The sequence below is a fragment of the Proteus sp. G2673 genome, assembly GCF_009915125.1.
GTDB classification, from domain to species: Bacteria; Pseudomonadota; Gammaproteobacteria; order Enterobacterales; family Enterobacteriaceae; genus Proteus; species Proteus penneri.
In genome coordinates this window covers 273,686-297,736 of record NZ_JAABLT010000022.1, presented here as the reverse complement: position 1 = coordinate 297,736, position 24,051 = coordinate 273,686, and the positions used below count along the sequence as shown (strand labels likewise).

Annotated in this window: 22 protein-coding genes; 6 read left to right on the top strand and 16 right to left on the bottom strand. The window is 39.2% G+C overall.

Going from position 1 to position 24,051, the window contains the following annotated elements:
- Nucleotides 1-52: 52 nt before the first annotated feature.
- From nuoF to hexA, 6 genes are all read right to left on the bottom strand, one after another.
- Complete coding sequence (gene nuoF / locus GWI59_RS13765; protein WP_072063177.1) at nucleotides 53-1,417, bottom strand: NADH-quinone oxidoreductase subunit NuoF; 1,365 nt, start codon at nucleotides 1,415-1,417, stop codon at nucleotides 53-55.
- A complete protein-coding gene (gene nuoE, locus GWI59_RS13760) occupies nucleotides 1,414-1,959 on the bottom strand; it encodes an NADH-quinone oxidoreductase subunit NuoE (RefSeq protein WP_006533305.1) in 546 nt (181 codons plus the stop codon). The genes nuoF and nuoE overlap by 4 nt, the downstream gene beginning before the upstream one ends.
- A gap of 2 nt (nucleotides 1,960-1,961) precedes the next feature.
- Complete coding sequence (nuoC, locus tag GWI59_RS13755) at nucleotides 1,962-3,758, bottom strand: NADH-quinone oxidoreductase subunit C/D (RefSeq protein ID WP_072063179.1); 1,797 nt, start codon at nucleotides 3,756-3,758, stop codon at nucleotides 1,962-1,964.
- A gap of 76 nt (nucleotides 3,759-3,834) precedes the next feature.
- Nucleotides 3,835-4,509 carry a NuoB/complex I 20 kDa subunit family protein gene (locus tag GWI59_RS13750; protein ID WP_004243697.1) on the bottom strand — a complete coding sequence of 225 codons (675 nt, stop codon included), beginning with the start codon at nucleotides 4,507-4,509 and terminating at the stop codon, nucleotides 3,835-3,837.
- Nucleotides 4,510-4,526: 17 nt separating this feature from the next.
- Nucleotides 4,527-4,979: an NADH-quinone oxidoreductase subunit A gene (locus GWI59_RS13745; RefSeq protein ID WP_161671479.1), complete on the bottom strand. Its 453-nt coding sequence runs from the start codon at nucleotides 4,977-4,979 to the stop codon at nucleotides 4,527-4,529.
- A 796-nt stretch (nucleotides 4,980-5,775) separates the two neighbouring features.
- Complete coding sequence (gene hexA / locus GWI59_RS13740) at nucleotides 5,776-6,693, bottom strand: transcriptional regulator HexA (RefSeq protein ID WP_006533310.1); 918 nt, start codon at nucleotides 6,691-6,693, stop codon at nucleotides 5,776-5,778.
- A gap of 859 nt (nucleotides 6,694-7,552) precedes the next feature.
- On the opposite strand from hexA, the gene GWI59_RS13735 reads away from it, so the two are divergent.
- Together GWI59_RS13735 and yfbR are read left to right on the top strand one after the other, a co-directional pair.
- Nucleotides 7,553-8,767 (top strand): pyridoxal phosphate-dependent aminotransferase, encoded by a 1,215-nt coding sequence (locus GWI59_RS13735; protein ID WP_072063486.1) that lies wholly within the window; start codon nucleotides 7,553-7,555, stop codon nucleotides 8,765-8,767.
- Nucleotides 8,768-8,904: 137 nt separating this feature from the next.
- Nucleotides 8,905-9,486 (top strand): 5'-deoxynucleotidase, encoded by a 582-nt coding sequence (gene yfbR, locus GWI59_RS13730; protein ID WP_109847243.1) that lies wholly within the window; start codon nucleotides 8,905-8,907, stop codon nucleotides 9,484-9,486.
- A gap of 49 nt (nucleotides 9,487-9,535) precedes the next feature.
- On the opposite strand, the gene GWI59_RS13725 is transcribed toward yfbR, so the two are convergent.
- From GWI59_RS13725 to yfbV, 5 genes are all read right to left on the bottom strand, one after another.
- Nucleotides 9,536-10,402 carry a hypothetical protein gene (locus tag GWI59_RS13725; RefSeq protein WP_161671478.1) on the bottom strand — a complete coding sequence of 289 codons (867 nt, stop codon included), beginning with the start codon at nucleotides 10,400-10,402 and terminating at the stop codon, nucleotides 9,536-9,538.
- 183 nt (nucleotides 10,403-10,585) lie between these two features.
- Nucleotides 10,586-12,415, bottom strand: a complete 1,830-nt coding sequence (locus GWI59_RS13720; protein ID WP_161671477.1) for an SLC13 family permease — start codon at nucleotides 12,413-12,415, stop codon at nucleotides 10,586-10,588.
- 109 nt (nucleotides 12,416-12,524) lie between these two features.
- Nucleotides 12,525-13,187 (bottom strand): sugar phosphatase, encoded by a 663-nt coding sequence (locus GWI59_RS13715; protein WP_006533318.1) that lies wholly within the window; start codon nucleotides 13,185-13,187, stop codon nucleotides 12,525-12,527.
- Between the two features lie 34 nt (nucleotides 13,188-13,221).
- Nucleotides 13,222-13,716 carry a YfbU family protein gene (locus GWI59_RS13710; RefSeq protein ID WP_109399923.1) on the bottom strand — a complete coding sequence of 165 codons (495 nt, stop codon included), beginning with the start codon at nucleotides 13,714-13,716 and terminating at the stop codon, nucleotides 13,222-13,224.
- 139 nt (nucleotides 13,717-13,855) lie between these two features.
- Complete coding sequence (gene yfbV / locus GWI59_RS13705; RefSeq protein WP_069367978.1) at nucleotides 13,856-14,311, bottom strand: terminus macrodomain insulation protein YfbV; 456 nt, start codon at nucleotides 14,309-14,311, stop codon at nucleotides 13,856-13,858.
- 392 nt (nucleotides 14,312-14,703) lie between these two features.
- Between yfbV and ackA the strand changes: the two genes are divergently transcribed.
- The 3 genes from ackA (at nucleotide 14,704) to GWI59_RS13690 (ending at nucleotide 18,681) form a co-directional block, all read left to right on the top strand.
- On the top strand, nucleotides 14,704-15,906 hold the full coding sequence (ackA, locus tag GWI59_RS13700) for an acetate kinase (protein WP_006533321.1): 1,203 nt from the start codon (nucleotides 14,704-14,706) through the stop codon (nucleotides 15,904-15,906).
- A gap of 77 nt (nucleotides 15,907-15,983) precedes the next feature.
- Nucleotides 15,984-18,128, top strand: a complete 2,145-nt coding sequence (pta, locus tag GWI59_RS13695) for a phosphate acetyltransferase (protein ID WP_072063186.1) — start codon at nucleotides 15,984-15,986, stop codon at nucleotides 18,126-18,128.
- Nucleotides 18,129-18,537: 409 nt separating this feature from the next.
- Nucleotides 18,538-18,681 carry a Hok/Gef family protein gene (locus tag GWI59_RS13690; protein WP_072063187.1) on the top strand — a complete coding sequence of 48 codons (144 nt, stop codon included), beginning with the start codon at nucleotides 18,538-18,540 and terminating at the stop codon, nucleotides 18,679-18,681.
- A 70-nt stretch (nucleotides 18,682-18,751) separates the two neighbouring features.
- Here the strand turns inward: GWI59_RS13690 and alr are convergent, their stop codons facing one another.
- The 4 genes from alr to GWI59_RS13670 form a co-directional block, all read right to left on the bottom strand.
- Complete coding sequence (alr, locus tag GWI59_RS13685; RefSeq protein ID WP_161671476.1) at nucleotides 18,752-19,975, bottom strand: alanine racemase; 1,224 nt, start codon at nucleotides 19,973-19,975, stop codon at nucleotides 18,752-18,754.
- Nucleotides 19,976-20,163: 188 nt separating this feature from the next.
- Nucleotides 20,164-21,420, bottom strand: a complete 1,257-nt coding sequence (locus GWI59_RS13680; protein ID WP_006533327.1) for a PTS ascorbate transporter subunit IIC — start codon at nucleotides 21,418-21,420, stop codon at nucleotides 20,164-20,166.
- A 10-nt stretch (nucleotides 21,421-21,430) separates the two neighbouring features.
- Nucleotides 21,431-21,718: a PTS sugar transporter subunit IIB gene (locus GWI59_RS13675; protein WP_069367973.1), complete on the bottom strand. Its 288-nt coding sequence runs from the start codon at nucleotides 21,716-21,718 to the stop codon at nucleotides 21,431-21,433.
- 29 nt (nucleotides 21,719-21,747) lie between these two features.
- Nucleotides 21,748-22,191: a PTS sugar transporter subunit IIA gene (locus tag GWI59_RS13670; protein WP_161724922.1), complete on the bottom strand. Its 444-nt coding sequence runs from the start codon at nucleotides 22,189-22,191 to the stop codon at nucleotides 21,748-21,750.
- Nucleotides 22,192-22,418: 227 nt separating this feature from the next.
- On the opposite strand from GWI59_RS13670, the gene GWI59_RS13665 reads away from it, so the two are divergent.
- Complete coding sequence (locus tag GWI59_RS13665) at nucleotides 22,419-23,465, top strand: LacI family DNA-binding transcriptional regulator (protein WP_161724920.1); 1,047 nt, start codon at nucleotides 22,419-22,421, stop codon at nucleotides 23,463-23,465.
- Here GWI59_RS13665 and yfcD read toward each other — a convergent pair.
- Entirely contained in the window at nucleotides 23,462-24,004 is a 543-nt protein-coding gene (yfcD, locus tag GWI59_RS13660) for an NUDIX hydrolase YfcD (protein ID WP_072063189.1), read from the bottom strand. The two genes, GWI59_RS13665 and yfcD, sit on opposite strands and share 4 nt — an antisense overlap.
- Nucleotides 24,005-24,051 lie beyond the last annotated feature (47 nt).

Below are 24,051 nucleotides of genomic sequence, written 5' to 3'. Positions count from 1 at the left end.
CTTCCCAAAGGCCTGCACAGCAGGCGTTAAACCTAGAATGTGTCGTGAAAAATTACCAGCGGCTTTTCAGCAAGTTAGGCTGAATACCTCTGATTAAGTTGGCATTTGTATAATCTTCTTGAATAATGCCCGCTTCAAATTCTTCACGGAAATATTTAATGGCGCTTTGTAAAGGTTCTACTGCACCCGGTGCGTGAGCACAGAATGTGTGTCCTGGACTTAAAGAACGACATAAATGCTCAAGGGTCTCAATATCACCAGGGCGACCTTTACCGTTTTCTATCGCACGTAAGATTTCGACACTCCATGGCAAGCCATCACGGCAAGGTGTACACCAGCCACAAGATTCACGCGCAAAGAACTCTTCTAAGTTGCGAGTTAATGAAACCATATTAATTTCATTATCTACTGCCATCGCAAGCGCTGTGCCTAAACGGCTACCTGCTTTTGCAATCGTGCCAAAATCCATTGGGAGATCGAGGTGATCTTCTGTTAAGAAATCAGTACCTGCACCACCCGGTTGCCATGCTTTCAGCTTAAGACCATCACGCATACCGCCTGCGTAATCTTCAAGGATCTCACGCGCGGTTGTACCAAATGGTAATTCCCATAAGCCCGGAAATTTCACACGACCAGAGAATCCCATTAATTTAGTACCCGCGTCTGGGCTTTTGCCTTCACTTAAGCCGATATACCAATCTTTGCCATGTTCAATAATCGCGGGCACGTTACACAGTGTTTCAACGTTATTGACACAGGTTGGTTTACCCCATGCACCTGATGTTGCAGGAAATGGTGGTTTAGAGCGCGGGTTAGCACGACGACCTTCTAAGGAGTTGATTAATGCTGTCTCTTCACCACAGATGTAACGACCAGCACCTGTATGAACAAACAGTTCAAAGTCAATTCCTGAACCGAAGATATTTTTACCAAGAAAACCCGCTGCTTTTGCTTCCTCAATGGCATGGCGTAAATGCTTAGCCGCTTCAATATATTCGCCACGAAGGAAAATATAACCACGGTAAGCTTTTAGTGCGTGAGCGCCGATAATCATCCCTTCAATTAATAGATGTGGAAGTTCTTCCATTAAGAGACGGTCTTTATATGTTCCCGGCTCCATTTCATCTGCATTACAAAGGATGTAACGGATATTCATGCTTTCATCTTTTGGCATCAGGCTCCATTTCAAGCCTGTTGAGAATCCAGCACCACCACGACCTTTTAGGCCAGCATCTTTAACTTCAGTAGTCACCTCAGTCGGAGACATACCTTTTAATGCTTTTTCTGCCGCTTTATAACCGTTTTTAGCACGGTATTCATCCAGCCATACAGGCTGACGATCATCGCGTAAGCGCCACGTTAGCGGATGCGTTTCTGCGCTACGAATAATCGGTTTTGCTCCTGAAATTGCTGTCATGGATACTGCTCCAGTAACGTTTCAATCTCTTCAGGTTTAACAAAGCTGTGAGTATCGTCATCTACCATCATGGTAGGACCTTTATCACAATTACCTAAACAGCAGGTTGGCAGTAACGTAAAGCGACCATCTGGTGTTGTTTGACCAGGGATAATATTAAGATGCTTTTCAATTGCTGCTTGAATGCCTTGATAACCTGTAATATGACAAACCACGCTGTCACAAAAACGAATAATGTGACGACCAACGGGTTGACGGAAAATTTGGCTATAGAACGTAGCAACGCCTTCAACATCGCTTGCAGGGATCCCAAGAACATCCGCAATCGCATAAATCGCGCCGTCTTCCACCCAACCGCGGTTCTTTTGCACAATTTTCAGTGCTTCAATAGAGGCTGCTCGCGGATCTTCGTAGTGATGTTTTTCTTGTTCAATTTCAGCACGTTCTTCTTCAGTTAAAACAAACGTTGCTTTCTTTGAATGTGTTACATCAACGATTTCGATCTGCACTGCATCATCTTTTTGGTTTAATTCATTTTGCATGATTAACGATCCACATCCGACATTACAAAATCAATACTTCCCAGATACACAATCAAGTCAGAAACCAAGCTACCGCGGATAACCGCTGGGATTTGTTGTAAATGAGCAAAACTAGGCGTACGAATACGTGTACGGTAGCTCATTGTGCTGCCATCACTGGTTAAGTAATAACTGTTGATCCCTTTAGTGGCTTCAACCATCTGGAATGATTCATTAGCAGGCATAACCGGCCCCCATGAAACCTGTAAGAAGTGGTTAATCATGGTTTCGATATGCTGTAATGTGCGCTCTTTTGGTGGAGGCGTTGTCAGTGGATGATCTGCTTTAAATGGCCCTTCTGGCATATTTTTATAGCACTGTTCCAAAATGCGTAAGCTCTGGCGTAGCTCTTCTACTTTCAGCATTACACGATCGTAACAGTCACCATTGCTTGCGACAGGGATTTCAAATTCAAAGTTTTCATAACCTGAATATGGACGCCATTTACGCACGTCAAATTCAACACCTGTTGCACGAAGACCCGCACCTGTGACTCCCCACTCTAACGCTTCTTTTGCGTTATATGAGGCAACACCAATAGTACGACCTTTCAAAATACTGTTTTGCAACGCTGCTTTTACGTAAGAATCTAAACGTTTTGGCATCCAATCTAAAAATTCACGTAATAAGCGTTCCCAACCGCGAGGTAAATCATGAGCAACACCACCGATACGGAACCATGCAGGATGCATACGGAATCCGGTAATCGCTTCAACAATGTTGTAAACTTTTTGACGGTCAGTAAAGGCGAAGAACACCGGTGTCATTGCACCAACGTCTTGGATAAAGGTACTGATATACAGTAAGTGGCTATTAATACGAAATAGCTCAGACAGCATGACACGAATGACTTTAACGCGTTCAGGCACTTCGATACCGGCAAGTTTTTCCACTGCAAGTACATAAGGCATTTCGTTAACGCATCCGCCAAGGTATTCGATTCGATCTGTATATGGGATATAGCTGTGCCAAGATTGGCGCTCACCCATTTTTTCAGCACCACGGTGGTGATAACCCACATCAGGTACACAGTCGACGATTTCCTCGCCATCAAGCTGAAGAATAATACGGAATGCACCGTGAGAGGATGGATGGTTAGGGCCGAGGTTTAAGAACATAAAGTCCTCATTCTCCGTACCGCGTTTCATCCCCCACTCTTCAGGTTTAAATGTCAGCGATTCCATTTCCAGATCCTGCTTCTGCTTTGTCAGCACATAAGGATCGAACTCTGTCGCACGAGCAGGATAATCTTTACGCAGTGGATGACCTTCCCAATCAGGAAGCATCATAATACGGCGTAAATTTGGGTGCCCATTAAAGACAATCCCAAACATATCCCAGACTTCACGCTCATACCAATTCGAGTTAGGAAAGAGAGATGTGATTGTCGGAACATTAAGATCATTTTCACTTAATGCGACTTTCAACATAATATCTTTATTACGATCGATTGATATCAAATGATAGAAAACGGAAAAGTCTGCTGCTGGTAAGCCTTGGCGGTGCGTACGAAGACGCTCATCAAAGCCATGCATATCAAACAGCATGACATAAGGTTTTGGTAAAGATTTGAGGTATTGCATTACCTCAATGAGTTGTTCCCGCTTAACCCAAACAACTGGCATGCCAGTACGAGTAGGCTGGAACGTAAACGCATCTGGCCCAAATTTCTGACGCAGTTCATTAACTACCTGATCATCAATATGATCGGTCGTTTCCCACGCTGGCCGAGCGCCTTTTTGCGCTATCTGATCGGTCATTTCTATTCACCACAACTTTGATCAGGGTTACTATGATCGCAACACATTGCTCTGGTTACGTCTTAGGCAAAAGCCTTTAAATTTCGTCAGGAGTACGCAGATTTTTGACTGCGATACGCTCACCGTGTTTTCTTTCTCGTTCTGATTGCATATTGGCACGGTAAACGCCTTGGTCGCCGACAACCCATGATAATGGGCGACGTTCTTTACCAATGGACTCTTGTAATAACATCAGTGCTTGCATATAAGCTTCAGGGCGTGGCGGACATCCAGGAATATACACATCAACTGGAATGAACTTATCCACACCTTGCACTACTGAGTAGATGTCATACATACCACCAGAGTTAGCACATGCACCCATAGAGATAACCCATTTAGGCTCTAACATCTGATCGTATAAACGCTGAATAACGGGTGCCATTTTCGTAAAGCAAGTACCCGCAACCACCATAAAGTCAGCTTGACGAGGGGATGCACGTAATACTTCTGAACCAAAACGAGCCACGTCATGTACAGCTGTAAATGACGTCACCATTTCAACGTAACAACAAGAAAGACCAAAGTTATATGGCCATAAAGAGTTTTTCCGTCCCCAGTTCACAACGTCATGCAACGCATGTTCCAGTTTTCCCATATACACACTGCGATGAACGTGAGCATCTAATGGGTCACTGACAATTTCCTGTGATTGCAGGGGATAACGGTCATTCTCACCGTTCGGATCTATGCGGGTGAGCGTATAATCCATTTCTAATGCCTCGCTTATTACTGCTGCGGATGTTTGCCGCTGGTTAATCGAACATGGCTTTTACTCGCAGTTTCACGGCGAGAGCGAATAGGCGTCCAATTTAATGCACCTATGCGAACCAAATAGAATAATCCAGCTAATAAAATAGCGATGAAGACTGATGCTTCAATAAAGCCTAACCAGCCAACTTCACGAACGGAAACAGCCCAGGCATAAAGAAACAGTGCTTCAACATCGAAAATAACGAAAAACATGGCAACTAAATAGAATTTAGCTGACATGCGCAGACGAGCGCTGCCAACAGAATCAAGACCAGATTCATAAGGAACATGCTTTGCCCTTGCCTGTGCGCGTCCGCCTAAATAGCGGGCACCCAACAACATGAGCGAACATAACCCCAATGCGCCTATGAGGAAGACAGCAAATGCCCAATGATGGGCGATAACTTCGGTGGTTGTAGACATACTCATTGCTTACTCATCAAAGGTGGTGTCAATTAACCAACTCTTATCCGGCGGTTTACACCACATTTCTAATTACGAAAAAAAGGCGAATTAAACAGACTTGCTAATTAAAGAAATAATAACAGTCTATTTATACCTTTTTTCTTTTTTAGAAAACTTTGCGACAAATCACTCAGTTTTCTATCGCGATTTAACAAATTAAACACTCATTTTTAACACTAAATTACTGGCTAATGCTAAAACGTGTCAGTCAACCGACAAACTTTATGCTAACACGCTTAGTCTAACCGATAATTCGATTTTACTACACCAGTATCTCAGGAAAAACCTTATTCAACACAGGCAAATGTGCCTTATTTTTTTGATCAAACTCACAAAATAGTCGAAAAAACGCCTAATCAGTTTAAAATTTATCCAAATTTTAACAAATTAACTTTCTAATATTGTGGAGAAGGTCAAATATCCGCTTAGATTTACTTTTTTATTCTCTTAAAACCTAGACAAACTTTTTATTTGTTAACAAATCCTACAAGTGATTAACTAAGAGGGAAGGTAAACATTTTTTTAACAAATAGTTTAGGTAGTAATGGAATGAAATGTCACAAAGATAAATACATAAAACAACATAATTATTAACATAATGTTACTACTTCAAAAGAAAGCAATAAAAAAACGGAAATAAATGCACTTCATTGCATCTATTCCCGTTTATTATTCATCACTATCCAGTTTTATTTGACTCTATTTTAATCTTTAATTTTTGTGTTTTAACGCTAAAAAATTCACACAATTATTAATGTGATTATTCAAGTTCAGTAGAGCTAATATCTTCAGATGCAGTGACAGTATAAGGTGTTTTCTTGTTTTCAATCGCATTGAATACTGTTAACACCGCTTCATTTTGTTCATCAGAGTTACGATATAACCAATATTGTGTTTCAGGTAAACGCGGTAAACCTTCGCTTTCACCTAAAATACGCAAATCAGCATTTTGCATTTCAAGTGGACGAGCAGTAATACCCACTTCTGCATTAACTGCCGCACGAACAGCAGATAAAGAAGCGGCTTCATAAGCAACACGCCATTGAATTCCAGCGTCATCTAACGTGTTTATCGCTAATTGACGGAATGGATTTGTTTCATCCATAACAACTAAAGGAATAGGTTCATTCATTTGTAATTGGAAATCTGGCGCACAATGCCATAACACTGGTGCAGTACGTAGCGCTGTACGTGGGTGATGACCAATACGTGCTGTTGTTAATGCTAAATCAATTTCATGATTATCTAGCATTGTCTCAATATATTGAGAACGCTTAATACGTACATCAACAGCTAAACGAGGATACACTGACGCGATACGATTTAATAAAAACGGTAATAAAGTATCAACAGAGTCATCAGAAGCACCAATACGTAACTCCCCTTCTGCATCGCTATACGTTAATGATGCCGTTGCATCATCATTTGCACGCAAAATTTGACGCGCATAACCTAACAGTTGTAGACCATGCTCGGTTAAAAGTTTATTACGACCATGACGGGCGAAAAGCTCTCTACCCACCAATTGCTCTAAACGTTGCATCTGCTGACTCACAGCAGATTGGGTTCGACATACAGCAGCCGCGGCGGCTGCAAAAGTGTTCAAATCTGCTACAGCTACAAACGTTCTAAGCAGATCGAGGTCGAGATTCATTATCGGACGATTTGCATTAATCATTGTTTATTCTTCACTTATTTTTGATTTTTAAATTACATATACCTGGTGTTTTATATCAAAAGTCTAAAAAGACTTCCGATTCAGACTGTACTTTACTCTGAAAAGGAGAGCAAAGACATACTGAATACTTTACATTTGTTTCTTATCGTTTACACCTCCTAGATAGAAAGGAATTGCATCTTTTTGTAACAAATTAAATTTTATTATCATTTCATATATTCACAAGAAAGAACTCTATACCGTCATCACAAGTTAGACTTAGATCATGCTATATTGTTTTCTCATTCATAAATTTTAACATTTTGAAAATAATTTAGATTATCTTAACTATACATTCAAGTTTAAGTATTTTCCCCTATAAACTAAATTTAAGATTTAAATTTAATTTATACTTAAACTAATTGATTGCTATAGAATAAAGTAGATTTAACCATATTATTTGAAAATTTAATATATTAAGTCAGATAATACAAATCCGATAAAATTATTCAATAATTGATTATGCAACATTTCACTTACTAACCTATCACATCAACTTATTTCTAATTGACACACTAAAAAGGCCCTTTTCATCAGAATAACAATCTAGATTATTTATCAAGTCTGAAACATAATCTCGCAGTAGGTAATATATTCAGTCATCAAAATAACATTCCAAGAATAAACTGACCTTTTACACCAAAAATTACCTAGCATCTTCAAAAGTTTGTAACGTGAGAGTAGAGTGATAGAACAGTTATTTGCTGGGATAACCTTTTCATTTGTATCTTTCTATATGAATAGCAACCGGCGATAAATGTCGCTAAGTCGCCATAATCACAATAAAGATACGAGTCAGACCCTATTAGGTAAACGCGCTATGAATCAGATTAAAAAATCAAACAAACTCGAACATGTCTGTTACGACATTAGAGGTCCGGTTTTGCAAGAGGCAAAACGTCTGGAAGAAGAAGGTAACAAAGTTTTAAAACTCAATATTGGTAACCCAGCACCTTTCGGCTTTGAAGCACCTGATGAAATTTTAGTAGATGTGATCCGCAATCTACCAAGCTCTCAGGGTTATAGTGACTCTAAAGGTCTGTTTTCTGCGCGTAAAGCTATCATGCAGCATTATCAAGCTCGTGATATGCGAGATATCACTGTTGAAGACATCTATATTGGTAATGGTGTTTCTGAGTTAATCGTACAAGCGATGCAAGCGTTATTGAATAATGGCGATGAAATGCTAGTACCAGCGCCTGATTACCCATTATGGACAGCCGCTGTTTCCCTTTCTGGGGGAAATGCCGTTCATTATATGTGTGACGAGCAACAAGGTTGGTTCCCTGATCTCGATGATATTCGTAGTAAAATTACAAAAAATACCCGTGGTATTGTTATTATCAACCCAAATAACCCAACAGGTGCGGTGTATAGCAAAGATATTCTGATGGAAATCGTTGAAATAGCACGTCAACACAACCTGATTATCTTCGCTGACGAGATCTACGATAAAATTCTGTATGACGATGCACAACATCATTCTATCGCTGCCATGGCACCCGATTTATTAACCGTAACATTTAATGGTTTATCAAAAACTTACCGTGTTGCAGGTTTCCGTCAAGGTTGGATGGTATTAAACGGCCCTAAAAAACAGGCTAAAAGCTATATTGAAGGCTTAGATATGCTGGCATCGATGCGTTTATGTGCCAACGTACCAATGCAACATGCTATTCAAACGGCATTAGGAGGCTATCAAAGTATTAGTGAATTTATCCTGCCGGGTGGTCGTTTATACGAACAACGCAATCGAGCTTGGGAACTCATTAATCAAATCCCGGGGGTTTCTTGTGTTAAACCTATGGGGGCGTTGTATATGTTCCCTAAAATAGATCTTAACCGCTACAGTATTAAAAACGATCAGAAAATGATCCTTGATTTATTACTGCAAGAAAAAGTCTTATTAGTGCAAGGTACTGCCTTTAATTGGCCATACCCTGACCATTTCCGTATCGTTACTCTTCCGCGTGAAGATGATTTAGATATGGCAATCCAAAAATTTGGTCGTTTTATTGTGGGTTATCATCAATAAAATTGTCTACACCTAAAATAAAACGCAATATTACAATACGTTATATTGCGTTTTATTTATTTTCTTTTTTATTAATGTTTACATCTATCTATTATCCACTCACAATAATGTCTTCAATCACGCAATTGGGAGATATTATGAGTTACTTTTTTGCCCACCTTTCTCGCTTAAAACTCATTACTCGTTGGCCTTTAATGCGTAATATTCGCCAAGAAAATGTGTCTGAGCACAGTTTACAAGTCGCTTTTGTCGCCCATGCCTTAGCAGTGATAAAAAATCGTAAATTTGATGGTAATGTCAACGCAGAGCGAATTGCATTACAAGCGATGTATCATGATGCCAGCGAAGTGATCACTGGCGATATGCCCACGCCTATTAAATATCACAATCCTCAAATTGCTCATGAATATAAAAAAATAGAAAAATATGCACAGCAAAAATTAATTGAAATGTTACCCGAAGAATTACAAGACGATTTTCGCCCTCTTATTGATGAGCAATTACATAATGAAGAAGAAACGTTTATTGTTAAGCAAGCAGATAGTCTGTGCGCTTATTTAAAATGCCTTGAAGAGTTAGCGGCCGGTAATAGCGAATTTAATTTAGCGAAAAATCGCTTAGAGAAAACACTTGCTGAAAGGCATAGTCCTGAGATGGACTATTTTATGAAGGTATTTGTACCGGGATTTAGTTTATCGCTGGATGAAATTAGTGAATAAAAAAACGAAATGAGCACAATTAAACGTGCTCATTTCTCTAAAAACAATATTATCTTTTATCTTGTAAGACGTTTATATCTGTTTTAATTGTTTCCCTATAAATCGTTAAAGCATGCGTTTTTTGTTCTTTCTGTAAAGTTTTTATTTTTTCTGATTTACCAAATAAATTTTTAGTCTTTTCCCAAAAAGAAATATTTTTCATTAAATTATCATGAGCTGCCAAGTATTTCTTTATATCCTTAATTTTATCTTCTTTAGACACATTTCTATCTTTAATTTTATTCTCTATAAGAGAATAATCGCTATTTTTTAAATTATATCTTTCTTTTATATCATTATATTCTTTATCTACTGCATTCTCAGATTTTTTTTCATTAATAAATTCCTTTCTATATGCAGAGAGTCTATCTTCTACTTTATCACTATTAACCATTGATTGTTCGTTCTCTTTTTTCTTTCTAACTCTAGAATCCTTGTGGTATTCTCTAATTATTACATTACTCTCAGTAGATTGATTATCTTGATATTTAATAGATTCTTTTAACTGAGTTTTACTTTCTGAATTATTATCATTTTTTTCATAGGAAAAAGTTGATAATTTAACGACTTGAATTTTTTCCGATAAATGAGGATATATTGGATTCGAATTATTATTGATGTCAGGTAATATAAAATTATTTTCCGTTGAACTAACGTTATTATTTTCACCATACATATTTGCTGTATAATAAGTATTATTAGAACTATTATCTGATACTATATCTTTAATTTTATTTAAACCTAGAAAATTTCTAAATGTATTACCAATAAAGGATACAGCTTTTGATAAACTTCCATACTGTTTAGATTCATTTTTTATTTGACCAAGAAATACCACACCCATATTTGTAGGTTGCACACCATTTGTTCCGCTCATTTAAACTCTCCAACTGTACTATTAATACTCCAAATAGTATTCCCTCTTCTTGGTAAGATATGTCAAAAAACACACACTCATAGATATAACGCATACATCAAATAAAAAACCACCGCCTAATAAATAAAAAACGCTGTTTATTAATTAACAAACAGCGTTTCAGCAAAACAAAAGTATTGATATTTAGAATGGGAATAATAACGGGATCAAGAAGGCACTAATCAACATCACAATAACCGTAAATGGCACTCCAATCTTAATAAAGTCGGCAAACTTATATCCCCCCGGCTCAAGAATAAGCGTATTAACAGGTGATGAAACCGGTGTCATAAAGGCTGCGGATGCAGCAACACCAATCACCATTGCAAATGGTAATGGAGAAACATTCATTTGATTCGCAGCAGCGATAGCTATTGGTGCCATTAATACCGCGGTTGCCGTATTGGAAATAAACAACCCAATGGATGCACAAAGTATAAATAAACACACCAACATCACTTGAGGGCCAGCACTACCTGCCACATCCATTAAGCCATTAACAATAAGCTCTATGCCGCCTGTTTTTTGTAGTGCTGCAGCAAAAGGCATCATACCAACAATTAAAATAATGCTTGGCCAATGAATAGAACGATAAGCACTTTCCATATCAATACAACGGAATTTACCCATTAATAAACAAGCAATAAGTGCTGCAATAAAGTTAGGGACTTCATTCGTTACCATCAATGCCACCATTAACGCTAACGAAAATAGTGCATGAGGAGCTTGAGATGAAGCAGGCGCCACAGTTTCAATTTCTGCCGCTAAATTTAACACGATAAAATTACGTGGTTTGGTTGATAAAATCCGAATAAGTTTCCAATCACCAATCACTAATAACACATCACCAAGGCGTAATGGCTCATCGACAATTTTACCCGGTAAGGCACTTCCTTCACGGCGAATAGCAACCACGTTTAATCCGTAGCGAGTACGGAATTTAATCTCTCTTAATGATTTGCCTAATAACTCTGAATCTGGATTCATGGATACTTCAGCAAGCCCTACATCACGAGATTGTTCAGAAAAATATTCGCCTCGCAAGACCATTGGCTCTAACATTTGTTCACGGCAAAACTCACGTAAATCGACATCACTAGCGGACATATCAACTAATAGAACATCTCGCTCTCTTAATTCAGTGCCTCCCGTTGCACTGACCATCACACGCCGAAAACGCCTCCAGCGTTCAATACCGACAACGTTTGCACCATAACGTGAACGTAAGTGTAATTCATCAAGTGAATGACCTATCAGTGGAGAGCCTTTACGAATAGCTAAACGGCGAGCACGCCCCGCTAACTGATAATCACGAATAAGATCACGGAAAGTACGGCGATAAGCTTCTTTTTGCTTACCATTATCGTTATTTCCTAGCCAGCGACGTACTACCAACATATAAAGAATGCCTGCGAATAATACCGCTATACCAATAGGCGTAATAGAGAAAAACTGAAAACTCGGTAACCCCTCTCTAACTAATTCACTGTTAACAACCATATTAGGTGGCGTTGCCACTAAGGTCATTAATCCACTAATCAATCCAGCAAAACCTAACGGCATCATTAAACGACCGGGTGATGTTTTCATTCGAGCTGCAACACTCAAGACAACAGGAATAAATATTGCGACAACGCCAGTTGAACTCATGAAAGCACCTAGACTTGCTACGCATATCATTAATAGCACAAGCATTTTAACTTCACTATTACCCGCGACACGTACCAGCCAGTCCCCCATTTGATAAGCCACGCCCGTTCTCACTAACCCTTCGCCAATAACAAAAAGGGCAGCAATAAGCAATACGTTTGGATCGCTAAATCCTACCGTGGCTTCATTTAATGAGAGAGTTCCACTAAGAACGAATGCGATAATGACAAGTAAAGCGACCACATCCATGCGGATTTTGTTGGTCGTAAAAAGGACAATAGCTATCAATAGCAGGCTTAAAACCCATAATAATTCGCTATTCAAAATGGCCTCGATCAGCAATAAGTGAAAACAAGTTAAGACATCAATTCACTACATTGATAAGTAGACCATTTTTACAACAATAAATCTTCTAATATGATCAAAGAAAAGACTATCTTTTGTGCGTTATTATCACTTTTTCAGCTTGCTTCTCGATTTGAATATTGTTTAAAGAATCAATGATTAAATGAATCTCATTGCGGCGAGGGAGAGAAAGAGGTGCATGAACAGCAACGACTTGACATCCTGCATCTAAACCAGAGTAAATACCCGCTGCAGCATCTTCAAAAACCACACAATCCTGTGGCAATAAACCCAATTTTTTGGCACCTAAAAGATAAGGCTCAGGATTAGGTTTACCTTTACTAATACATTCCGCGGTAACCCAATGCTTAGGTTCAGGGATACCCGTGACAGATTGGCGCGTTGAGGCGATAGGAACAGTACCAGATGTGACAATCGCCCATGGAATATTTAAGTCATTAAGGCGATTAATTAACTCAATAGACCCCGGAAGTGGTGCTAAACCTTCTGTTTGTGTTGATTCTAATTTTTCTAACCAACGAAAAGTTTCTGTTATCTCTTGTTCGGTAGCATTAGGCATAAAATGGCGAATCGACTCAATAGCAGGCTTTCCATGGATGTAGTCATTAATCTCTTGTGTTGATACGCCAACGCGTTCACCAAATAACGCCCAGCAATGTTCAACAACAGGTAATGAATCGACTAATGTTCCATCTAAATCAAATAGAAAACCTTTACATGTGATCGCCATAATTTATGCCTACCTTAGAATGATGCGTTACTTATTACGCATTAAGAATTTGTTGGATTTCAACGACGCTAAGGTGATATTGACGAGGGCACGCTAACCAAACAGCCAGCATTCTCTGGTATTTTTCCCACATTGGTGTTTGTGAGTTAAAACCATGACTGCCACTATCAAAATGTGTATAACGCCCTTCTGTATTCACCATAAAACGCACATAACTAAGATAGCGAGATTCTGTCGCCGCATCAAAGCCAATAAATGCAACACGACGAGCATCAGGCATTTCTTGATCTTTTAAGTTATCGCGAGAAACTTGCAGTGCATGGTACATTTCCATGACGTTAATAATGGTACGGCAAGTCTCCTCAGACATTTCATCAAAATCACGGTCTAGTTCACGTAATTGTAATCCGTAACCGCGTTCAATGATTGTCTGATAGCGACGATAACGTTCAGCGTTATCAGGATCCATCATAGTCATCATTTTGTATTGATTAGAGAGGATCAAGCGTTGTGCGTGTGTCATTTCCATCATTAATTCTCCAAAGAAATCATTGAGGAGAGAATGACATTAATCAAAAGTATTGAGTAGTGTTAACTACGCGTTTTTTGATCTCAACGGGGTAATTCTGATGACAATCATGACAAACGAAGAAGGTAGAACAAATGTTCTACACATCATCAAGAAAAGAACGATCAAGTTGCTTAAAAGCGCGTTTTAATAAATGGGCTAAAGAAAGGTAAGTCGGCGTTTGTTCGACTGGAGCTAAAGCAATGCCTGCCTCTTCAAATTTCTCTCGAATTTCATAAAACCAGCGTAATAACGTAGCTGGAAGTGGCGTTGCTGCACGCTTACCTAACCACCATAACCCTTGCATTGGCAGACTACAGGCAAATAACGCCGTTGTAATTGCAGGCCCTAAATTACCGCCTAATGCGATTTGCCATGTCATTGTAAAAATAGCAATAGGTGGCATATAACGAATACCAAAACGTGTGGCTTTGACAATACGATTCTCAGGAAAAACAGGCGCTAATTGCTTTTCAACCGGCCAGGTTTTTAAATACTCGTTACCCAATCGAAGCTTCTTAAAAAAGCCTGGGGGAGTCACTGTCGGTTCGCTCATAATGACCTCAATCAATTTCTTCTGTAACTTTTAAAAAATATCTATAAAGAATAAAAATCTTTTAGTAGAATTAAGTATATTTTGTCTTTGTTGCCTTTACTCTGTATCCTGTGCCCATTCTAAAGGTTTGTGGCAATAAAGCGCTATATTTTGTTTGCCGGCGTGATTTTCAACCCTTTTCGCCGATTTTAACGCGAAAAGTTAATGGGTGAATAAAAATCGTCCAATTAATGATTGGCAACTATAATTAGCATCAAGTTTTTTACTTTAAGCATGATGCGCGTCATTAATGTCATCATAGTAATGCGATAGGCTTTTATGATTGACGTTTTATTAACCACCGTCTTTATAATATAAAAGACACTACGACAACAAGATAAATAGGTAATTCCATGTCAAGTAAGCTGGTGCTGGTACTGAACTGCGGTAGTTCTTCTCTTAAATTTGCAATTATCAACCCAGAAAATGGTGAAGAATTCCTGTCAGGTTTGGCTGAATGCTTCAACCTTCCTGAAGCCCGCCTGAAGTGGAAAATGGATGGCCAAAAACATGAAGCTGCGTTAGGCGCAGGTGCTGCTCATAGCGAAGCATTAAACTTTATCGTAAATACTATTCTGGCTGAAAAACCAGAACTGTCTGCACAAATCGCTTCAATTGGTCACCGTATTGTTCACGGTGGTGAGAAATTCACTAAATCTGTCGTGATCACTGACGAAGTTATCAAAGGTATTGAAGCTGCTATCCCATTTGCTCCATTACATAACCCAGCTCACCTTATTGGTATTGAAGAAGCGCGTAAAGCATTCCCTCATTTAATTGAGAAAATGGTTGCAGTATTTGACACTGCATTCCACCAAACAATGCCAGAAGAAGCTTATCTGTATGCACTGCCATACAGCTTATATAAAGATCACAGCATCCGTCGTTACGGTGCTCACGGAACTAGCCATTTCTATGTTTCTCGTGAAGCCGCTAAAATGTTAAACAAACCTGTTGACGAACTGAACGTAATCACTTGCCACTTAGGTAATGGTGGTTCGGTTTCTGCTGTTGTTAACGGTAAATGTGTTGATACCTCTATGGGTCTGACTCCATTAGAAGGTTTAGTAATGGGTACTCGTAGTGGTGATATCGATCCTGCTATCGTGTTCCATTTACACGATACTTTAGGTATGAGTGTTGAAGACATCAATAAACTGCTGACTAAAGAATCTGGTCTGTTAGGTTTAACAGAAGTCACTAGTGACTGTCGTTATGTTGAAGATAACTACGACACTAAAGCAGATGCTAAACGTGCAATGGACGTTTACTGCCATCGTTTAGCGAAATACATCGGTTCTTACTGTGCACTGATGGAAGGTCGTTTAGATGCAATTATCTTTACTGGTGGTATCGGTGAAAACGCAGCAATGGTTCGTGAATTATCTCTGAAAAAACTGGCTCTATTAGGTTTTGAAGTTGATCATCAACGTAACTTAGATGCACGTTTCGGCAAATCAGGCACTATCACTACCGATAACAGCCGTCTTGCTGTTGTTATCCCAACTAACGAAGAGTTAGTTATCGCTCAGGACGCAAGTCGCCTGACCGCTTAAGTTCTTTGATGTGCTGCCAGTGTCATGCTGGCAGTACTGTTTTACATAACGAGCAACCGATATTTAAAGAGGTTTCCGTGTCCCGTACAATTATGTTAGTCCCAACTGATACACGCGTAGGTTTAACCAGCGTCAGCTTGGGTGTTATCCGTTCTATGGAACAAAAAGGCGTTCGCCTTAGCGTGTTCAAACCAATTGCACAACCTCGTGTAAAAGGCGCTTTAGATCAGACAACTGCGATTATCCGCTCTCACTCCACTATTCAATCATCAGAACCTTTAAACATGGATTATGTTGAGTCTCTGCTCAGCTCAAACCAAAAAGATGTTTTGATGGAAGAAATTGTTGCTAGATACCATGAAAATACCACTGATGCAGAAGTTGTTCTCATCGAAGGTCTGGTACCTATGCGTAAGCACCCTTTTGCACAATCATTAAACTATGAAATTGCAAAAACATTAGGTGCTGAAATTGTTTTTGTTACTGCGCTAGGTAACAACACGGTTGAACAGCTAAAAGAGCGTATCGAATTTGCGCGTGCTGAATTCGGCGGTGTAAAAAACCAAAATATCACTGGTGTTATTGTTAACAAACTAAATGCACCTGTTGATGATCAAGGCCGTACTCGCCCTGACTTATCTGAAATCTTTGATGATTCAAGTAAAGCGATTATCTCTAATGTCGATTTAAAAACCATCGAAAAAAACAGCCCACTGCCTTTACTGGGTTGCATTCCATGGAACTTCGATTTAATCGCTACTCGTGCAACAGATATGGCAAAACACTTAAATGCGACTATCGTCAATAAAGGCGATATTGAAACTCGTCGTATTAAGTCTGTCACTTTCTGTGCCCGCAGTATTCCACACATGTTAGAGCACTTCCGTCCAGGTTCACTTTTAGTGACTTCAGCGGATCGCCCAGATGTATTAGTTTCAGCGTGCCTTGCTGCAATGAATGGCGTTGAAATTGGTGCAATCCTACTAACTGGTGGTTACCAAATCGATGCGCCTATCAAACAACTTTGTGAACGTGCATTCGAAACTGGTTTACCAATCTTTATGGTTAATGCGAACACTTGGCAGACCTCTTTAAATCTGCAAAGCTTTAGCTTAGAAGTGCCTGCTGATGACCATGAACGTATTGAAAAAATTCAGAACTACGTTGCTCAACATATCAATACACAATGGATTGATTCACTGACTGCTAACTCTGAACGCCCTAACCGTTTATCACCACCAGCATTCCGTTATCAATTAACAGAATTAGCACGTAAAGCGAAAAAACGTATCGTTTTACCAGAAGGTGATGAGCCACGTACTGTTAAAGCCGCAGCAATTTGTGCTGATCGTGGTATCGCGACTTGCGTACTGTTAGGTGATCCTGAAGAAATTCGTCGCGTAGCAACTGCACAAGGTGTTGAATTAGGCACAGGTATTGAGTTAGTCAATCCTAAAGAAGTACGTGAAATCTATGTACCTCGCTTAGTTGAACTACGCAAAAATAAAGGTATGACAGAAGTTGTTGCTCGTGAACAGTTAGAAGATAACGTTGTTCTAGGCACATTAATGCTAGAAAAAGGCGAAGTAGACGGCCTAGTTTCTGGTGCTGTTCATACAACTGCTAACACTATTCGCCCACCATTACAGTTAATCAAAACTGCACCAGGTAGCTCATTAGTGTCTTCTGTGTTCTTTATGCTGTTACCTGAACAAGTTTATGTTTATGGTGACTGTGCAATTAACCCAGATCCAACAGCAGAACAACTGGCTGAAATCGCCATTCAATCTGCGGACTCTGCAATTGCATTCGGTATCGACCCACGCGTTGCGATGATCTCTTATTCTACTGGTAACTCTGGTGCAGGTAGCGATGTAGAGAAAGTTCGTGAAGCGACACGTTTAGCACAAGAAAAACGCCCTGATCTGATGATTGATGGTCCTTTACAATACGACGCAGCTGTTATGGCTGATGTTGCTAAATCTAAAGCACCAAACTCACCAGTTGCAGGTAAAGCAACTGTGTTTATCTTCCCTGATCTGAACACCGGTAACACCACTTATAAAGCGGTACAACGTTCAGCTGACTTGGTTTCAATCGGACCAATGTTACAAGGTATGCGTAAACCAGTGAATGACCTTTCTCGTGGTGCATTAGTAGACGATATCGTCTACACCGTTGCGTTAACAGCTATTCAAGCAAGCCAACAAGAAAACGCATAATTATTGAGGTTCGCTTCAAATAGAAAAACGCCAGATGATGGATTTCATCTGGCGTTTTTTATTCTACAGATTTTTTATTCAACGAAAATCCGAGACAGTCTCAAAACAGACAACTTGATTCTGTCTCCTTTATAAAGGAGTGTCAAATAAAACCACACATATAAACACTCGATATAAAAACAATTAACACATTGATTTTAATTGTTTATTTATGTCTTTGTTATTCAAAAAAAGATAGGAATGAGATGAATTTCTGTTAGTATGCAGGCGGGTGCTTGGATCATTTTGGTTCAAGCATTTGCAGGAGCCAAAAAGACGAAAGCCCCGAATTTTAATTTACTAAAATCCGAGGCAGTCTCAAAACCACACAACTTGATTCTGTCTCCTTTATAAAGGAGTGTCAAGAGAAATGACTAAGCTTGCCCTATTAGGGCTGATTACTGTATGTATTACAGTTTTGTGTTTTGCTTTACTGAAACATGAAAGATTATGTTCTTTTAATATCAGTAGTGGCGACACCGTAGTTCAAGCTATTTTATCTTGCGATAAATAGTTTTGTGGGGGAATTTCCCCCACAATTTCTCTCAAAAGTTGTTACTATTGGTGATCACAAGCACCCTACTTTAATCCACCAATACACGCTGATTTGTCGCTCCCCACAAAATCGACATCTCTGTAAACAGCGCACCACTAATATCTTCAATCTCTTCAGCCGTGATCTCTGCATTACCTTGCTTACCAAAGAACACGACTTCATCCCCTGATTTGATATTTTTAAGATCGGTAATATCAACAATCACCGTATTCATTGACGTTTTACCTAAAACAGGCACACGTTGGCCACCAATTAAAGCATGTCCCGCATTACTAAAAACTCGACGATAACCATCTGCATAACCGACAGGAATATTAGCTAATACTGAATCACGTTTTAGTGTGTAAGTGCGATCATAACCAACAGTATTGCCTTTAGGATAATAATTGATTGAAGCAATGCTGGATTTAAACGTCATTACGCGTTTGTAATCTGTACTTGCAATGGTATCGCCATAGAAAATTCCGCCTACACGCACCATATCTAACCAGGATTCAGGTACGGTAATTGTGGCAAAAGTATTTGCCATATGCAGAGTAACCTCTTTAGGATTTAGCCCTGTAACATCCAATACCTTTTGTGATTGCAGTTTAAAGCGAGCGAGATCTTCTCTTACTTTATCAGCATCTTCTTCAGGATAATGAGACATAATGCCAACCACTTTAAGGTTAGCTAATTGAGCAATTTGCTTCGCCTCTTCAAGCCCTGCTTTGTTATTGACCTCTAAGCCATTACGAGACATTCCACCTGAATTTAAGGCAAGATGAATAGGGATCACTTTATTTTGCTGTTTAGCAATGGCATCTAATTTCTTAGCCATATCTAAGTTACCAATTAATTCTTCTACGTTATAGCTTGTCGCCTGAGCCATTTCCTGCTCTGTAGCATTACGTACTCGCATTAAACGACCATGAAATCCTAGATCACGAACTTCTTTTAGCTCTTGGTTATTCGTTACACCAATACATTGCACATTGTTTTCAATCATAACCGGTGCAACTAATGATAAATCATGACCATATGCATCGCCTTTTAAAATGGCACAAAGTGAGGATTTATCACCTAAAAGTGATTGAACTTTTTTCACATTAAAATCGAGCGCACTACGTGAGATTTCAATCCATGAGTTATTCACGATTGCAGGCTGAACTTGAGCAGTTTGAGCCACTGGTGGATTGTGATTAACGGGTTGTTGACAAGCAGTGATAACAAAAAGTGGTAACAACGCAAGATATCGAATACCGAAAGACATCTTCTTTTTCCTTAGTGATTGTGATGTTAAACCTATTTTTATAATTAGGTACGAAAATATACACAATGTGAATATTCACTCAGGATAATAGCATTGTTATTCATAAAATAAACATATAAATTCATATAAAAAACGCCCCAATGAATTAATCTCAATGAGGCGTTGATGTATCTTAATTCTTAAAACAATCAGCGAACAATAATACCTAACAGAATACCGATAACACCAAAGTCTGCATCACTAAATGTGGTGTTAGCAATACCGATATCTCCAAGTACAGGTAATAGGAATACAGGTAAGAATGTAATCAATAAACCTTGAACAAAAGCACCTAAAATTGCACCGCGACGTCCACCGGTTGCATTACCAAATACCCCTGCGGTGGCGCCCACAAAGAAATGAGGAACAACCCCCGGAATGATCACTGTCCAATCTAAGGCATACAGAATAAACATGCCAATAACACCCGCCGCAAAGCTACTTAAAAAACCGACTAATACGGCATTGGGTGCATAAGGGAATACGACTGGGCAATCTAACGCTGGTTTTGCATTAGGGACTAATTTATCTGAAATACCTTTAAATGCAGGAACAATTTCAGCAATAACCATACGTACACCTTGCAGAATAATATAAACCCCTGCTGCAAAGGTTATCGATTGCATCAATGAGAACATAAACCAGTTTTTACCACCACTGACTTCACGAACAAAAGTATCGCCCGCAAATAAACAGGTAATGATAAAAATAATTCCCATAGTGAAAGCAATGGCAACGGGTGTATCACGTAAAAATAGTAGGCTTTTAGGGACATTCATCTCTTCAGTTGAATGCTCTTTATTACCAAATTTACTGCCGATAAAGCCGGCAACGACATAAGAAATAGTGGAAAAGTGTCCTAATGCAACATCATCAGAGCCAGTAATTTTTTTCATATAAGGATGTGCAATGGCTGGGAAAAATACCATTGAAATCCCAACAACTAATGAACCTACCGCAACTAACACTGTGCCTTCTAAGCCCGCAGTTGCCAAAATAACCGCCACCATCATCGACATAAATAATGTATGGTGACCTGTTAAGAAAATAAATTTCCACGGTGTTAAACGTGCAATTAAGATATTAATCAACATGGCAAAAAACATGATTAATGCCATCTCTTTACCAAAGCTTTTTTGTGCAATAGAGACAATTGCCTCATTATTAGGCACAACGCCTTGAATACCGAATGCATGTTGGAAAATCGTTGAGAAATCACCCAGTGAGTTAATGACAAGACCTGCGCCAGCACCTAAAATCACAAACCCCATAATGGTTTTTACGGTACCTTTAATACATTCTGTAACTGGTTTTTTTTGGGCAATTAAACCAATTAATGCGATCAAACCAACTAAAATAGCAGGCTCTGAAAGCACATCACTCATTAGAAAGCGGAAAAAGTCCATGATAGGCTCCTTATAACGCGCCTAATTCACGTAACGCGACTGAAAGCTTCTCTTTCATCGCTACTTTATCAATCATGTTATCCAGTGAAACAACTTTCCCATTTACTGCTTGTGAATTAAGTTGTTCTGCAATATCACGCGTACCTACATAGATATCACTTGGTGTACCTTTTGCTGACCCCAGATCAACGTGATCAACTTCAGCATTTACAGAAAGATCTTTTAAAATGCTTTTGATGCTCATTTCCATCATTAAGCTACTACCTAAACCATTTCCACACACAACAGTAATTTTCATGATATTCCCCTTGGTAATTTAAATTGTTATTAATAGTTGTTGATAACAGATAAGACATCCACTTTGCTTTTCGCATTAAATAACTTTTGAATATCTGTATCGTTATCAAAAAGTTCGGCTAATTTCATAATGGCATTAATATGGCTGTCGTTATCTGTTGCAGCCAAAACAATCAGTAATTTCACCGGATCGTTTTCGTCTGCACCAAACTCAACCCCTTGCTCAACAATAGTTAAAGCAAGTGAAAGTTGATTAACACCATCTTCGGGGCGCGCATGAGGCATCGCAATCCCAGGACCTAATACATAATATGGCCCTATTTCCTCGTGTGATTTGTAGATTGCATCGATATAACGAGGTTCAATATAGCCTTTATCAATTAATGGCTGACACGCCACTTTTACAGCCTCTCGCCAATCACTAACGTTTGGCACCACTTGTACCATATCCGGTGTTAATAACGTTTTAAGCATATTTATAACCTCGATCAGACTCTCTTTGAGCTTCGTTATTAAGGATAGTAATCATTAATGGTAGCGCTATCTAGATAGATCATTCGTAATTGTGATAGCGCTATCATTTTAATGAAATGTTAATTGCAGAAAATGCCAACTATTGACACTGTATTGTTTCAGCATAATAGGAAGATTTCAGGTAGGATCTGCCGTTAATCAAATAGGCTAAGCAAGCATAATTACACATGATCAAAACACGTAAGCGCCGAAATACAGGCCGCGTCACATTACAAGATGTCGCTAAACACGCTGGAGTCGGTTCAATGACCGTTTCGCGTGCATTACGAACCCCTGAACTCGTTTCTGATAAGTTAAGAGAAAAAGTTAATCTAGCCGTAGAAGAACTTGGTTATATTCCTAATGCCTCGGCCGGTGCTTTAGCTTCAGCACAAAGTCATATTATTGCTGTCCTATTGCCCTCTTTTACAGATAGAGCAAGTGCAGATTTTATGCAGTCTTTACAACAAATACTCAATCGCCATCAGTATCAAATTTTAGTTGGTTGCTATGAGCATCAACCGCATAAAGCCAATGATGTAATTAACATGCTATTGCAAAGTAATCCTGCTGCATTAGTTGCCTTTGGTTCACAGCTTAGCCCAACTCATTTTTTACATATCAGTAATGCCAATGTGCCCGTTGTTAGTGTTGCCAGTCAATCAGATGAACAAGCAGCTATTAGTATTGATTGTTCTTATGAGCAAGCCGCATATGATTTAACAAACCATTTAGTCTCCCAAGGAAAGCGTTGTATTGGCTATATTGGTGCGTTACAAGGCCAGCGCCTGCACCATCAGCAAATAACAGGTTGGTCACGCGCATTACTCAAAAATTATTTAAATGCTGAGCAAAGTGTCACTACGCCTGATCCCGCATCTATGGCATACGGTCGGCAAGCATTAACAGAAATTTTATTGCGCCAACCTGAACTAGATGCGGTTATTTGTAGTCATGAGAATATTGCACTAGGTATGATTTTTGAGTGTCAACGTCGATTAATTAAGATCCCACAAGATCTGGCTATCGCGTGTTTAGAAGGCTCAGAAAATAGCGATCAGATCTCCCCTTCTCTCACAACAATTCGTTTTGATTATCACAAAATGGGAAAAGAGGCAGGAAAACATCTGATAGCACTTTTACAACGTTTAAGAGACGAAGATGATAACGCTATATTTGAAGATACCGTTATCAACTATGCATATCGATTTGAGCTAGGACAAAGCACCCCTTAGTCTACGGTTTCTCTACTTTCTAGGCGTGTACTGTTATTACGTGTTAACCAAAGAGAAAGGGCTTTTAATGAATCAGGCGTGAATTCATCACAGCGCTCAGTAATTTCAGAGGGAGTTAACCAACACACTTCCTCTATTTCTTCTGCTTGTAGTGCGAAAGGTCCATGAGAAACACAACTAAACAAGCTTCCCCAGACACGACAACTTTCATCATCATAATAAAATTGACCATGCTCAGCAAAAGGGACTCCAGCAATACCTAGCTCTTCTTCTGCTTCACGACGTGCACTTTCAAGTAAATTCTCACCTTGTTGAACCACACCACCCGCAGTCGCATCTAACCAACCAGGGTAAAAATCTTTTGTTTCAGTTCGACGCTGCGCCAAGATTTTCCCCATTCCATCATGAACAACGATATAAGTTGCTCTATGTCTTAGATTTTCAGCTCGCATTTGTTGACGTGTTGCTTGTGCAACGACTTCATTTTTATCATCAACAATATCAACCCATTCAACCAATGCCGTCTTTTCTTGTTCCATCCTCAACAAACCTTTTTTAACCGATACTAAACGATCGTAATTTTTAT

Coding starts and splice junctions, on each gene's coding strand:
- yfbV (WP_069367978.1), bottom strand. CDS start 14,311: ATGAGCGAACCGACAGTGACTCCCCCAGGCTTTTTTAAGAAGCTTCGA.
- GWI59_RS13665 (WP_161724920.1), top strand. CDS start 22,419: ATGATCAAAACACGTAAGCGCCGAAATACAGGCCGCGTCACATTACAA.
- nuoE (WP_006533305.1), bottom strand. CDS start 1,959: ATGCAAAATGAATTAAACCAAAAAGATGATGCAGTGCAGATCGAAATC.
- GWI59_RS13725 (WP_161671478.1), bottom strand. CDS start 10,402: ATGAGCGGAACAAATGGTGTGCAACCTACAAATATGGGTGTGGTATTT.
- yfbR (WP_109847243.1), top strand. CDS start 8,905: ATGAGTTACTTTTTTGCCCACCTTTCTCGCTTAAAACTCATTACTCGT.
- yfcD (WP_072063189.1), bottom strand. CDS start 24,004: ATGGAACAAGAAAAGACGGCATTGGTTGAATGGGTTGATATTGTTGAT.
- hexA (WP_006533310.1), bottom strand. CDS start 6,693: ATGATTAATGCAAATCGTCCGATAATGAATCTCGACCTCGATCTGCTT.
- nuoF (WP_072063177.1), bottom strand. CDS start 1,417: ATGACAGCAATTTCAGGAGCAAAACCGATTATTCGTAGCGCAGAAACG.
- GWI59_RS13675 (WP_069367973.1), bottom strand. CDS start 21,718: ATGAAAATTACTGTTGTGTGTGGAAATGGTTTAGGTAGTAGCTTAATG.
- alr (WP_161671476.1), bottom strand. CDS start 19,975: ATGTCTTTCGGTATTCGATATCTTGCGTTGTTACCACTTTTTGTTATC.
- ackA (WP_006533321.1), top strand. CDS start 14,704: ATGTCAAGTAAGCTGGTGCTGGTACTGAACTGCGGTAGTTCTTCTCTT.
- GWI59_RS13680 (WP_006533327.1), bottom strand. CDS start 21,420: ATGGACTTTTTCCGCTTTCTAATGAGTGATGTGCTTTCAGAGCCTGCT.
- GWI59_RS13745 (WP_161671479.1), bottom strand. CDS start 4,979: ATGAGTATGTCTACAACCACCGAAGTTATCGCCCATCATTGGGCATTT.
- GWI59_RS13670 (WP_161724922.1), bottom strand. CDS start 22,191: ATGCTTAAAACGTTATTAACACCGGATATGGTACAAGTGGTGCCAAAC.
- nuoC (WP_072063179.1), bottom strand. CDS start 3,758: ATGACCGATCAGATAGCGCAAAAAGGCGCTCGGCCAGCGTGGGAAACG.
- GWI59_RS13735 (WP_072063486.1), top strand. CDS start 7,553: ATGAATCAGATTAAAAAATCAAACAAACTCGAACATGTCTGTTACGAC.
- GWI59_RS13710 (WP_109399923.1), bottom strand. CDS start 13,716: ATGGAAATGACACACGCACAACGCTTGATCCTCTCTAATCAATACAAA.
- GWI59_RS13690 (WP_072063187.1), top strand. CDS start 18,538: ATGACTAAGCTTGCCCTATTAGGGCTGATTACTGTATGTATTACAGTT.
- GWI59_RS13715 (WP_006533318.1), bottom strand. CDS start 13,187: ATGGCGATCACATGTAAAGGTTTTCTATTTGATTTAGATGGAACATTA.
- GWI59_RS13750 (WP_004243697.1), bottom strand. CDS start 4,509: ATGGATTATACGCTCACCCGCATAGATCCGAACGGTGAGAATGACCGT.